Source organism: Streptomyces sp. NPDC057702 (genome assembly GCF_042799315.1).
GTDB lineage: Bacteria > Actinomycetota > Actinomycetes > Streptomycetales > Streptomycetaceae > Streptomyces.
On record NZ_JBHVJC010000006.1, the window covers coordinates 254,504 to 266,746 of the forward strand.

At 72.3% G+C, this 12,243-nt stretch carries 8 protein-coding genes; 3 read left to right on the top strand and 5 right to left on the bottom strand.

The genetic code is table 11. From position 1 onward, the window contains the following. Nucleotides 1-341: 341 nt before the first annotated feature. The 4 genes from ACFVFR_RS06715 to ACFVFR_RS06730 all read right to left on the bottom strand — a co-directional run bounded on the left by ACFVFR_RS06715 (nucleotide 342) and on the right by ACFVFR_RS06730 (nucleotide 5,466). On the bottom strand, nucleotides 342-1,409 hold the full coding sequence (locus tag ACFVFR_RS06715) for a FecCD family ABC transporter permease (RefSeq protein ID WP_383698581.1): 1,068 nt from the start codon (nucleotides 1,407-1,409) through the stop codon (nucleotides 342-344). Then, a complete protein-coding gene (locus tag ACFVFR_RS06720) occupies nucleotides 1,409-2,440 on the bottom strand; it encodes a FecCD family ABC transporter permease (RefSeq protein ID WP_383698582.1) in 1,032 nt (343 codons plus the stop codon). The genes ACFVFR_RS06715 and ACFVFR_RS06720 overlap by 1 nt, the downstream gene beginning before the upstream one ends. Nucleotides 2,441-2,456: 16 nt before the next feature. Then, entirely contained in the window at nucleotides 2,457-3,518 is a 1,062-nt protein-coding gene (locus ACFVFR_RS06725) for an iron-siderophore ABC transporter substrate-binding protein (RefSeq protein ID WP_383698583.1), read from the bottom strand. Nucleotides 3,519-3,936: 418 nt separating this feature from the next. Next, complete coding sequence (locus ACFVFR_RS06730; RefSeq protein WP_383698584.1) at nucleotides 3,937-5,466, bottom strand: helix-turn-helix domain-containing protein; 1,530 nt, start codon at nucleotides 5,464-5,466, stop codon at nucleotides 3,937-3,939. 400 nt (nucleotides 5,467-5,866) lie between these two features. Between ACFVFR_RS06730 and ACFVFR_RS06735 the strand changes: the two genes are divergently transcribed. Then, nucleotides 5,867-6,481, top strand: coding sequence for a hypothetical protein (locus ACFVFR_RS06735; protein ID WP_383698585.1), 615 nt, complete (start codon nucleotides 5,867-5,869; stop codon nucleotides 6,479-6,481). A gap of 208 nt (nucleotides 6,482-6,689) precedes the next feature. On the opposite strand, the gene ACFVFR_RS06740 is transcribed toward ACFVFR_RS06735, so the two are convergent. Beyond that, on the bottom strand, nucleotides 6,690-7,454 hold the full coding sequence (locus tag ACFVFR_RS06740; protein WP_383698586.1) for a class I SAM-dependent methyltransferase: 765 nt from the start codon (nucleotides 7,452-7,454) through the stop codon (nucleotides 6,690-6,692). Between the two features lie 267 nt (nucleotides 7,455-7,721). Here ACFVFR_RS06740 and ACFVFR_RS06745 point away from each other — a divergent pair, with 267 nt between their 5' ends. Together ACFVFR_RS06745 and acnA are read left to right on the top strand one after the other, a co-directional pair. Further along, nucleotides 7,722-8,627, top strand: coding sequence for an aminoglycoside phosphotransferase family protein (locus tag ACFVFR_RS06745; protein WP_383698587.1), 906 nt, complete (start codon nucleotides 7,722-7,724; stop codon nucleotides 8,625-8,627). Nucleotides 8,628-9,254: 627 nt separating this feature from the next. Further along, complete coding sequence (gene acnA, locus ACFVFR_RS06750; protein ID WP_383698604.1) at nucleotides 9,255-11,969, top strand: aconitate hydratase AcnA; 2,715 nt, start codon at nucleotides 9,255-9,257, stop codon at nucleotides 11,967-11,969. Nucleotides 11,970-12,243 lie beyond the last annotated feature (274 nt).

The window sequence follows — 12,243 nt, forward strand, 5'->3', positions numbered from 1 at the left end:
CCGGCCACCCGACCCGCCGCCGTACGCGTCCCACCGCACCCCGGCTCGTCGCCGTGCGCACCCCGCCCCGGCTTGGACTCGCCGTTGTACGCGTCCCGGCCCGGCGCGGGACGCGCCGCCGCGCGAACCAGCCGTCGACGCGTCCCACGTCTGCCGCACGCGCCACGCGCCACCCGGCACGCGCCACCCGTCGCGCGTCCCACCCCACCCCGCCCCTCCGCGCCGTAGGCGCTCGGACCCCGACCCCGACCGGGCCCCGGCCGTACAGCACCTCGCCGCCCCGCCGCCCGCCCCACCCCGCCCCGGTTGTCCGGCCGGTGCGCGCCGGGCGGACAGCCGGGTTACGCCGGTTGCTGGCGCCACTCGCGTACCAGCAGGTAGCCCAGGTAGCAGCCGCCCACGGCCATCGTGTAGATGCCCACCGGCAGGTCGTCGAAGAGCGGCAGTTGCTGCGCGGCCAGGTCGGCGGCGACCAGCAGCAGGGCGCCGAGCAGGGTGGACACCACCAGTTGCGGGCCGGTGGTGCGGGTGATCCGCTTGGCGATCTGGGGGGCGGTGAGGGAGATGAACGCGATGGGGCCCGCGACGCTGACGGCGCCCGCCGACAGCACGATGGACAGCAGCACCGCGCCCGTCTTCGTCCGTGCGGGGCTGGCGCCGAGACCGGTGGAGAGGTCGTCGCCCATCTCCCCGACGGCCAACGGCCGGGCCAGCAGCGCGGCCAGCGGGAGGCAGCAGAGCAGGACGGCCCAGATGATCGTGGCGTCGTCCCACGAGCGGGCGGCGAGGCTGCCGTTGACGTACGCGGTCAGGGCGCTGGCCTTGTCCCGCTCCACGGCGTACACGACGTACTGGGTGATGGCCGTGGCCATGGCCGCCACGCCGATGCCCGCGACGACCAGGCGTCCGGGGCTGCGGAAGCCGGTGCCGGTCGAGACGTAGACCAGGCCCATCGCCAGCAGGGCCCCGAGCAGGGCGCCCACCGACGCCGGCAGGACGTCGGGCAGGAACAGGGCGACGGTCGCCGCGCCCGCGCCGGCGCCCGCCCCGAGTCCGATGACGTCGGGGCTGCCCAGCGGGTTGCGGGTGACGGACTGGAAGAGCGCGCCGGACAGGCCGAAGGCGGCGCCGGTGGCGATGGCGACGGACAGGCGCGGGCCGCGCAGCCGGTCGAACACGAACGCGTCCTTGCCCGTCGCTCGGCCCAGCACCGCGTCCGGCAGGTCGGGCACGGCGATGCCCAGGCGGCCCATGGACAGCGTCGCGACCGCGACCGCGCCCAGCAGTACCACCGTCAACAGACCGGCCACCAGGGCGGAGACGTGTACGGGCACGGCGATCCGACGGCCGACGCGCAGCGTGCGACGTCGCGGCGCGGACCGTCGCGACAGCGAGGGGGCGGTCGTCATCACACCCCCCTCATCCGACGTACGGCGATCAGCAGCGCGGGAGCCCCGACGCAGGCGGTGACGACGCCCACCATGAGCTCCTGCGGGCGCAGCAGCACCCGGCCGATGACGTCGGCGATCAGCAGCAGCGACGGGCCGGCCAGTGCCGAGAAGGCGAGCTGGAGCCGGAAGTCCGCGCCCACCAGGACGCGGACCAGGTGCGGGACGGCGAGCCCGACGAACGCGATGGGCCCCACCGCGGCCGTGGCCGCCGCGCTCAGCAGCGTCGCCGCGAGCAGGCCGGCGCCCTTGATCCGGGCCGGGCTGATGCCCAGGGAGGTGGCCTTGTCGTCGCCCATGGCCATGGCGTTCAGGCTCGGGCCGAGCAGCAGCGCGACCGCCAGGCCCAGCGCGGCGAAGGGCAGCACCGACCAGAACACGTCCCAGCCGCGCCCGCCCAGCGCCCCCACCACCCAGTAGCGGTAGGTGTCGAAGACCTTGGGCCGGGAGAGCGTGACGGCCTGGATGAACGCGGCCAGCACGGCGGAGAGCACCGCGCCCGCCAGCACCAGGCGGACCGGGTTCGTCCGGCCGCCCGAGGTGCCGATGACGTACACCGCGAACCCCGCCAGCAGGGCGCCGGGCAGCGCCCACCACATGGTCTCGCGCTGTCCGGAGGCGCCGAGGTAGGCGGTGGCCGCCACGATGCTCGCGGAGGCGCCCGCGTTGATGCCGAGGAGTCCGGGTTCGGCCAGCGGGTTGCGGGTGACGCCCTGCATGAGGGTGCCCGCGACGGCCAGACAGACGCCGGCCAGGACGCCGAGGGCGGTGCGCGGGTAGCGGCTTTCGACGACGGTACGCAGATAGCCGTCGCCGCCTCCGGTGAGCACGTCCAGGACGTCGGCGGCGGCGGTCGGCTTGCTGCCGTACATCACGCTGGCGAACAGGGCGACGCCCAGCAGGAGCAGGCACCCGACGAGGGCGAGGGAGAGCCCGGCAGGGCCCCGGCGACGAACGCCGGGGCCCTGCCGGGCCGTGGAGACCGATGTCACGCCACAGGCCCCGCGGCTACTTGCCGGACTTGGCGACGGCCGCGTCGATCATGGGCAGGTACCGCTCGATGCTGTACGGCACCGTCAGCGGGTTGAGCATCGAGGAGGCGGTCACGAAGGACTGGTCCTTGCTGGAGACCAGCGCGCCCTTCTTGACCGCGGGGATCGCGGCGTACAGCGGCTGCGCCTCGATCTCCTTGCGACTCTTGTCGTCCATGTAGAAGGTGAACGCGATGTCGCTCTTGCCGAGCTTGTCGGCGTTCTCCAGGCCGATCAGCGCGGAGTCGGTGCCCTCGGTCTCCTTGAAGGTGTTGACGACCGGGTCGACCTTCAGGCCCAGCTTGGAGACCATCTTCACGCGCTGCTCCTCGGGCTTGAAGACGCCGAGGGTGCCGGGGCCGGTGTTGTAGATGTAGGAGAACGTGACGTTCTTGTACTGCGGGCGCTTCGCGGCGGCCTCGGCGAGCCGCTTGTCGATCTCGGCCGTCAGTTCCTTGGCCTTCTTCGGCTGGCCGAGCGCCTTGGCGATCAGGTCGATCTGCTGGTCCCAGTTGGTGCTCCACGCCTTGTCCGGGTAGGCGACCGTGGGGGCGATGTCCTTGAGGATGTCGTACTGCTTCTGCGTGACGCCCGACCACGGGGCGAGGATCACGTCGGGCTCCAGCTCGGTGATGGCCTCGATGTCGAGTTCCTCACCGCCGGTGAACTGCTGGGGCAGCTTCTTGCCCGCCTTGGTCACCGCCTCGTGGATCCACGGCAGGTAGCCCGTCTTGTCGCTGCCCCACTCGTACTTCTCCACGCCCACCGGCACGTTGCCGAGCGCGATGGCCGTCTCCGCGGAGCCCTGCCCCAGCGTCACCACGCGCTGGGGCTTGTCCTTGATCTCGGCCGTGCCCAGCGCGCTCTTGATCGTGACGGGGAACGCCCCGGCCTCGGCCGGCGCCCCCGCGTTCGCCTTCGTGTCCTTCTTGTCGTCCTTGTCGTCCGAGCCGCAGCCCGTCACCAACAGGGTGAGCGATACGGCCCCGGCCGCGGCCACGGCGGCCCGACGACGCAGGGGGGTCAGCAGAAAGGACATGCGGGGATCCTCGTTCTCGAACACCAGGTACCGGAGCCCGCCCCCACGCCGCCCACCCCAGGGTCGTGTTTCGGCCTGGGAAGACGAGCACGCCGGCGGACAACCAGCGAAGATTTTAGGTGAGCCTAACCTACGTATGCCCGACACGACATGGCACCCGTCACCCCCCACGGCCCCGCCCCGCCCCCGCGACGTGCCCGAGAGGCCCGGGAATGCCGGTTTGGCGTCGGAACCTCTTTGGCCGATAAGGGCGTTGCGGCGGGGCGGGGGAGTGTTGCCCGGGCGGGGCGCGGGGGGTGCGGGAGGCATCGGCGCTCCCGGCCTCCCCGCACGCCACCGCACCCCGCCCCTCTCGCCGTGGAGGCGGGGGAGCGGGGTGCGGGGTGCGGGGTGGTGGTGCTGGGGGAGGGGAGAGGTCTCAGATGTCCCGGAAGATCTCGATCTGGGCGCCGATGGAGTTCAGTCGCTCCGCCAGGTCCTCGTAACCCCGGTTGATGACGTAGACGTTACGCAGCACCGAGGTGCCCTCGGCCGCCATCATGGCGAGCAGGACGACCACCGCGGGGCGCAGGGCGGGCGGGCACATCATCTCGGCGGAGCGCCACCGGGTGGGGCCTTCCACCAGCACGCGGTGCGGGTCGAGGAGTTGGACGCTGGCGCCGAGGCGGGTCAGGTCGGTCAGGTAGATGGCGCGGTTGTCGTAGACCCAGTCGTGGATGAGGGTCGAGCCCTGCGCGCTGGCGGCGATGGCCGCGAAGAAGGGCACGTTGTCGATGTTGATGCCGGGGAACGGCATCGGGTGGATCTTGTCCAGGGGCGCGCTGAGCTTGGAGGGGCGCACCGTCAGGTCGATCAGGCGGGTGCGGCCGTTGTCCGCCGGGTACTCCGCGCCGCGCTCGTGGTCCAGGCCCATCTCCTCCAGGACCGCGAGTTCGATCTCCAGGAACTCCACCGGCACCCGGCGGATGGTCAGCTCGGACTGGGTCACCACGGCCGCCGCGAGCAGGCTCATCGCCTCGACCGGGTCCTCGGACGGCGCGTAGTCCACGTCGCGGTCGATGTGCGCGAGGCCGTGCACGGTCAGCGTCGTGGTGCCGATGCCCTCCACGCGTACGCCCAACTGCTCCAGGAAGAAGCACAGGTCCTGGACCATGTAGTTGGAGCTGGCGTTGCGGATGACGGTGACGCCCTCGTGCCGGGCGGCGGCCAGCAGCGCGTTCTCGGTCACCGTGTCGCCGCGCTCGGTCAGCACGATGGCGCGGGTGGGGGAGACCTCACGGTTGACGTCGGCGTGGTAGGTGCCCTCGGTCGCGGTGATCTCCAGACCGAAGTGCCGCAGCGCCGTCATGTGCGGCTGGACGGTGCGGGTGCCCAGGTCGCAGCCGCCCGCGTAGGGAAGGCGGAACCGGTCCATGCGGTGCAGCAGCGGGCCCAGGAACATGATGACGCTGCGGGTGCGGCGGGCGGCGTCGGTGTCCATCGCGGCCAGGTCGAGTTCGGCCGGCGGCACGATCTCCAGGTCGTTGCCGTCGTTGATCCAGCGGGTGCGTACGCCGATGCTGCCGAGCACCTCCAGGATGCGGTAGACCTCCTCGATCCTGGCCACCCGACGCAGCGTGGTGCGGCCGGCGTTGAGCAGGGAGGCGCACAGCAGGGCCACGCACGCGTTCTTGCTCGTCTTGACGTCGATCGCGCCGGAGAGCTGGCGGCCTCCGACGACGCGGAGGTGCATCGGCCCCGCGTAGCCGAGGGACACGATCTCGCTGTCCAGGGCCTCACCGATGCGAGCGATCATCTCAAGGCTGATGTTCTGGTTTCCCCGTTCGATGCGATTGACAGCGCTCTGGCTGGTGCCGAGCGCCTCCGCGAGCTCCGTCTGGGTCCAGCCACGGTGCTGACGGGCGTCGCGAATGAGCTTCCCGATACGGGCGAGGTAGGCATCTGTCATGAGATCGACTTTATCTCAGATATGAGATGCGCTCCCGTTGGGGCGGTGTGCGGTGCGCCGTGTGAGGCGCGGGCCCGGCGCGCGGCACGACGGCCCCCACAGGCACCGTGACACGCGGGGCCGGGGCTCGCCACCGGTGCGCGTCCCTCCCTGGGCCGATCGGGGGAGGGGCCTCATGCCGATGGCGTACGCGACCGGTGGCCCGGGCCTGCCGGCGCCGCGCACACGGTGGGTCGAGCAATGAATTGCCAACGGACTGTCATTGTTGCGCCGCTCGGGTGCCTCCTACGGTGCAGGTGGCTGGAACGCACACGCCACGTACAGGCGCATCGCTGTCCGAACGGCGGTGGGCCGCCACATGTCCCCCAGGTCGCCCGCACTTCCCGAAAGAGGTCTCACCATGCGCGATTCCCTTGCCCGTCGTGCGCGATCCGTCGTCACCCGCCGCCCGCGGCGGACGCTGGGTGCGGCGATCGGTGCGGGCGCGGTGTTGTTCGGCGTGCTCGCGGTGCCCAGCGCCGGCGCCGCCGACGAGGACAGCTCGCCAAAGACCGCGGTGTCGGCGCGCTTTCCCGCCAGTCCGCGCGCCGGTCAGGCGGCTCCCGCGTCGGAGGAGATCTCCACGGTCCGTGTCACCCGTAACGAGGTCCCCGTCAAGCCGGGCAGCAGGACCAGGGTCACCGTCACCGTGGACTCGCCCGAGGCCGGCCACATCTGGGTGTACCTGGACCGCGTCCACGTCGGCGACATGGGCCCGCAGTGGGCCAACGGCCCGCACCCGGGCCTGACCGCCAAGCCCGACAAGAAGTGCGTGTCCTTCACCGACCCGAAGAACATCGGCATCGGCACCGGTTTCAAGTGTCCGACACCCAAGGGCCACTCGAAGGTCGTCTTCACCGCCAAGGTCCCCAGGAACCTGCCCTCGGGCTCCGTGGCGTTCTTCGACGCCTACCACCAGGTCGGCTCGTCCATGTGGAACGCCGGCTCCTTCTCGGGCGGCTTCGGCGTCAAGTAGCCCCCCGGCCGCGGCGCCCCCGGCCCCCCTCCGCCGTCCCACCCACGTGCTCCACCCGGCTCCCCCGGTACGCGTCCCGGCCGTGCCCCGCGTCAGGTGACGCGGCCCCCAGCCCGGCGCGGACGGACTTCCGCTCGCGAGCCCCCCTCGCGTCCGTCCGCGCCGGATCCGGCCCCCCCCGACGGTGGCCCGCCGACAGGCGGCCCACTCAGTCGCGTACCAGCACCGCCACGTCGTAGCGCTCACGCACGGCGCGCGGGGTGTCGCCCGCCCGCGTCGCGGCGTCCGCCCGCATGCGCTCCAGGCCCGCCGCGAACTCCGCCGGCGAGAGCCGGGTGAACTTCGACTGGGGCTGGTCGCTCAGCCGCACCGCGTACGCGCCCAGGCTCGCCGCCACGGGCTGCGCGAAGGAGGTGACCGTACGAGGGGTGAAGCCGCCCCGGGCGAAGTCGGCCAGGACCTCCTCCCGCCCGGGGAAGCGATCGGCGTCGGTGGCGCGCAGCCGGGGCCAGTAGTCGTAGACCACCGCGTCCAGCTGCTCGCGGAAGGTCGTACGGATCACCACCACGCCTCCCGGGCGCAGCACGCGCGCCAGCTCCCGCGCGGCCGCGGGCCGGTCGGGCAGGTGGTGGACGACGCGGGAGAGCAGTGCGATGTCGAACGTTCCGCCGACCAGGGGCAGTCGTTCGGCGGTGCCGGCGACGAACCGGGCGCCGCCGGCCGTCGGCAGCCGTCGGGCCTCGTCGAGCATGGCCAGCGACGGTTCGACGCCCACCACGCGCGACGCGGGCTGGTACTGGTCGAGCGCCGCGCAGAACATGCCCGTGCCCGCTCCGACGTCGAGCCAGGCCGGTTCGGGGCGGGGTGCGAACGAGCTGACGAACCGCGCCCACGCCCGGAGTGAGGAGCGCGGCATCGCGTTGCCGCCGTGGTAGACGCCCGCCAGGCGCGCGTCGTCGTGGACCCGGGTCATCGGGCGATCCTCGCCGGCCGGTCACACGGTGACAAGAGCGCCCCCGCCGCGCCGGCCCCGGGCGGCCGGCCCGCGAACCGGGCGGCTCACCCGACACCGCGCGACGGCGCGGGGGAGCCGGGCGGGCCGCGCGGAGGGCGCCCGCGCGGTGCCCGACCCGGCGGAGCCGAGCGCGCCTCGCCTCGACGGTCGGGGGGCGACTCCCGCTTGCGTCGGGCGGGCGGTAAATGACCTGCCGCCCGTGCGGTGTTTTGCGATGATGCCGCCATGCGAGCGCCCAGGATGCATGCCGACGAGGTCGACACCGATGTCACGCTGGTACGCCGCCTGGTCGCCGGGCAGTTCCCCCAGTGGGCCGGGCTCCCCGTCTCCCTGGTCGACTCCTACGGCACCGACCACGCCGTCTACCGCCTCGGCGACCACCTGTCCGTACGCCTTCCGCGCGTCAGCGAGGCCACCCGGCAGGCGGCGCGCGAGGCGCGGTGGCTGCCCGTGTTCGCGCCCGCCCTGCCGCTGGCGGTCCCGGTCCAGGTCGCGGCGGGCGCCCCCGGCGAGGGCTATCCGTACGCCTGGTCGGTGTACGCGTGGCTGCCGGGCGCCGACGCCAACGGCACGCTGGCCAACCTTGAGCGGGCGGCCCTGGACCTGGCCGCGTTCGTCACCGCGCTGCGCCGGGTGGACACCACCGGCGCGCACCCGCGCTCGCACGGCAGCCGGGGCGCGCCGCTGGCCGAGCTCGACGAGCAGGTGCGCCGCTCGATCGCCCAGCTCGGCGACCGTGTCGACGGTGCGGCGGCGCTCGCCTCGTGGCAGGAGTCGTTGGAGGCTCCGGCCTGGGCCGGCCCGGAAGTCTGGCTCCACGGCGACCTGCTGCCCGGCAACCTGCTCGTGGTCGACGGGCACCTGTCGGCCGTCATCGACTTCGGCTGCCTGGGCGTCGGCGACCCCGCCTGCGACCTGCAACCCGCGTGGAACGTCTTCGCCGGCGCCAGCCGCGCGGCGTTCCGGGCCGCACTCGACGTCGACGAGGCGTCCTGGCTGCGGGGGCGTGGTTGGGCCCTCTATCAGGCGGTGTCGGCCCTTCCGTACTACTGGGACACCAACCCCGGCATGATCCGACAGGCCACGCACGCGCTCACGCAGGTCCTGGCCGACGGCCCCACCACACGCTGACGCCTGGCCGGCCCCCGTGCCCGGCTCCGCCCCGCGCCCACCGCGAGGCCGGGCGGTCGACCAGGCCCGCGCCCACCGAGGCCGGGCGGCCGGCCAACTCCGCGCCATCGCCGGGCCACGCCGCGCCGAACGGTCGGCCACGGTCATGGCGGCCACCAGTCGTCGGCCGCCCGCCTCCCCGGCCCGCCCCGGCCCCACTCGACCCGGCCCGGCCCTGCCCGACCCCACTCGACCTGGCCCGAACCGGCCTGGCCCCGCCCCGACCGGGCCCGCCCCGGTCGCGTCACCATGCCGGTCGGTCCCCGGAACCCCGACCGCGCCTCGGGGTGTCGGGAGGAGCGCGGGCCCGTCCGGGCCCGGTGTGGGGAAGGCGTGGGGAGGGGACCCGGTGGACCGGTGGCGGGGCGCTGCGCAGCACCCGGGTGAGGCGGGACACGGGGAGCCAGCGCATGACCGTTCGGCAGCGATGTACTAGAGTTATCTCGACATCGAGATATCTGCCAAGAAGGCGTACCGCTGTCGCGCTAGTGAGGTGTACCTAAGTTAGGCATACCTTAGCGGATCGGCAAGGTCCCGGGGCGGCAGGATGCGGTGGTACGCGCGAATTCATGCATGAAGGAGACTGTCGTGTCGGCGAACAGCTTCGACGCCCGCAGCACGCTGCGCGTGGGCGACGAGTCGTACGAGATCTTCAAGCTGGACAAGGTCGAGGGCTCCGCCCGCCTGCCCTACAGCCTGAAGGTGCTGCTGGAGAACCTGCTCCGTACCGAGGACGGCGCGAACATCACCGCCGACCACATCCGCGCGGTCGGCGGCTGGGACTCGCAGGCGCAGCCGAGCCAGGAGATCCAGTTCACCCCGGCCCGCGTGATCATGCAGGACTTCACCGGTGTGCCCTGCGTCGTGGACCTCGCCACCATGCGTGAGGCCGTCAAGGAGCTGGGCGGTGACCCGGCGAAGATCAACCCGCTGGCCCCCGCCGAGCTGGTCATCGACCACTCCGTCATCGCCGACAAGTTCGGCACCCACGACGCGTTCGCGCAGAACGTCGAGCTGGAGTACGGCCGCAACCGCGAGCGCTACCAGTTCCTGCGCTGGGGCCAGACCGCGTTCGACGAGTTCAAGGTCGTCCCGCCGGGCACCGGCATCGTGCACCAGGTCAACATCGAGCACCTGGCCCGTACCGTGATGGTCCGCAACGGCCAGGCCTACCCCGACACCCTCGTCGGCACCGACTCGCACACCACGATGGTCAACGGCCTGGGCGTGCTGGGCTGGGGTGTCGGCGGCATCGAGGCCGAGGCCGCGATGCTCGGCCAGCCGGTCTCCATGCTCATCCCGCGCGTCGTCGGCTTCAAGCTCACCGGCGAGCTCAAGCCCGGCACCACCGCCACCGACCTCGTGCTCACCATCACCGAGATGCTGCGCAAGCACGGCGTGGTCGGCAAGTTCGTGGAGTTCTACGGCGAGGGCGTCGCCGCCACCTCGCTGGCCAACCGCGCCACCATCGGCAACATGTCGCCGGAGTTCGGCTCCACCGCCGCGATCTTCCCGATCGACGCCGAGACGATCAACTACCTGAAGCTGACGGGCCGTCCCGCGCAGCAGCTCGCGCTGGTCGAGGCGTACGCCAAGGAGCAGGGCCTGTGGCTGGACCCGGCCGCCGAGCCGGACTACTCCGAGAAGCTCGAACTGGACCTGGCCACGGTCGTCCCCTCCATCGCCGGCCCCAAGCGCCCGCAGGACCGCATCGTGCTGGCGGCCTCCGCCCAGCAGTTCGCGCAGGACGTGCGCAACTACGTCAGCGACGACGAGGAGGCGGGCAAGGAGTCCTTCCCGGCCTCCGACGCCCCGGCCGCCACCAACGGCGTGCCCACCCGACCCACCACCGTCACCGCTCCTGACGGTTCGACGTACGAGATCGACCACGGCGCGGTCACCGTCGCCGCCATCACCTCGTGCACCAACACCTCCAACCCCTACGTCATGGTCGCCGCCGCCCTGGTGGCCAAGAAGGCCGTGGAGAAGGGCCTGACCCGCAAGCCGTGGGTCAAGACCACCCTGGCCCCGGGGTCCAAGGTCGTCACCGACTACTTCGACAAGGCGGGCCTGACGCCCTACCTCGACAAGGTCGGCTTCAACCTGGTCGGCTACGGCTGCACCACCTGCATCGGCAACTCCGGCCCACTGCCCGACGAGGTCTCCAAGGCCGTCAACGAGAACGACCTGGCGGTCACCTCCGTCCTCTCCGGCAACCGGAACTTCGAGGGCCGGATCAACCCCGACGTCAAGATGAACTACCTGGCCTCCCCGCCGCTGGTCGTCGCCTACGCGCTGGCCGGCTCCATGAAGGTGGACATCACCAAGGAGGCGCTGGGCACCGACACCGAGGGCAAGCCGGTCTACCTCGCGGACATCTGGCCCAGCGAGGCCGAGGTCAACGACGTGGTGGCCAACGCCATCGGCGAGGACATGTTCAACAAGTCCTACAGCGACGTCTTCGCGGGCGACGCCCAGTGGCAGGCGCTGCCGATCCCCACCGGCAACACCTTCGAGTGGGACGCGGAGTCCACCTACGTCCGCAAGCCCCCCTACTTCGAGGGCATGGCCATGGACCCCTCGCCGGTCACGGACATCGCCGGCGCGCGTGTCCTGGCCAAGCTGGGCGACTCGGTCACCACCGACCACATCTCGCCGGCCGGCGCCATCAAGGCCGACACCCCGGCGGGCAAGTACCTGACCGAGCACGGCGTCGAGCGGCGCGACTTCAACTCCTACGGCTCGCGCCGTGGCAACCACGAGGTCATGATCCGCGGCACCTTCGCCAACATCCGGCTGCGCAACCAGATCGCGCCCGGCACCGAGGGCGGCTTCACCCGCGACTTCACCGTCGCGGACGGCCCGGTCTCCTTCATCTACGACGCGTCGCAGAACTACCAGGCCGCCGGCATCCCGCTGGTCGTCCTGGCCGGCAAGGAGTACGGCTCCGGCTCCTCCCGCGACTGGGCCGCCAAGGGCACCGCGCTGCTCGGCGTCAAGGCCGTCATCGCCGAGTCCTACGAGCGCATCCACCGCTCGAACCTGATCGGCATGGGCGTCCTCCCGCTCCAGTTCCCCGAGGGCGCCACGGCCGAGAGCCTCGGCCTCACCGGCGAGGAGACCTTCTCCATCTCCGGCGTGACCGCCCTGAACGACGGCAGCACGCCGCGCACCGTCAAGGTCACCACCGACGGGGGCGTGGAGTTCGACGCGGTCGTGCGCATCGACACCCCCGGCGAGGCGGACTACTACCGCAACGGCGGCATCATGCAGTACGTCCTGCGGTCGCTGATCCGCAAGTAAGCACCACACCGAGCGCGCCGGAACCGGAATTTCCCGGTTCCGGCCCGTCGAATGGTCTGGACTTAGCGCGGACGGCCGCGGAAATCCGGCACTGCCGGGCACGGATTTCCGGCCGATCCGCGCCGGCAGGAATATCGGCGCGGAACCGACCAAACCGGTTCGGGCCAACAGAAGCGGGGCCCCAAAACCCCGGGCATGGGCCCCCCAGCCGCGGGGGGGGGGGGCCCCCCCCCGGCGGGCGGAGCCCCGCGGGGCGTGGCCCAACGGGCACCCG

Coding starts and splice junctions, on each gene's coding strand:
- ACFVFR_RS06715 (WP_383698581.1), bottom strand. CDS start 1,409: ATGACGACCGCCCCCTCGCTGTCGCGACGGTCCGCGCCGCGACGTCGC.
- ACFVFR_RS06725 (WP_383698583.1), bottom strand. CDS start 3,518: ATGTCCTTTCTGCTGACCCCCCTGCGTCGTCGGGCCGCCGTGGCCGCG.
- ACFVFR_RS06730 (WP_383698584.1), bottom strand. CDS start 5,466: ATGACAGATGCCTACCTCGCCCGTATCGGGAAGCTCATTCGCGACGCC.
- ACFVFR_RS06735 (WP_383698585.1), top strand. CDS start 5,867: ATGCGCGATTCCCTTGCCCGTCGTGCGCGATCCGTCGTCACCCGCCGC.
- ACFVFR_RS06740 (WP_383698586.1), bottom strand. CDS start 7,454: ATGACCCGGGTCCACGACGACGCGCGCCTGGCGGGCGTCTACCACGGC.
- ACFVFR_RS06745 (WP_383698587.1), top strand. CDS start 7,722: ATGCGAGCGCCCAGGATGCATGCCGACGAGGTCGACACCGATGTCACG.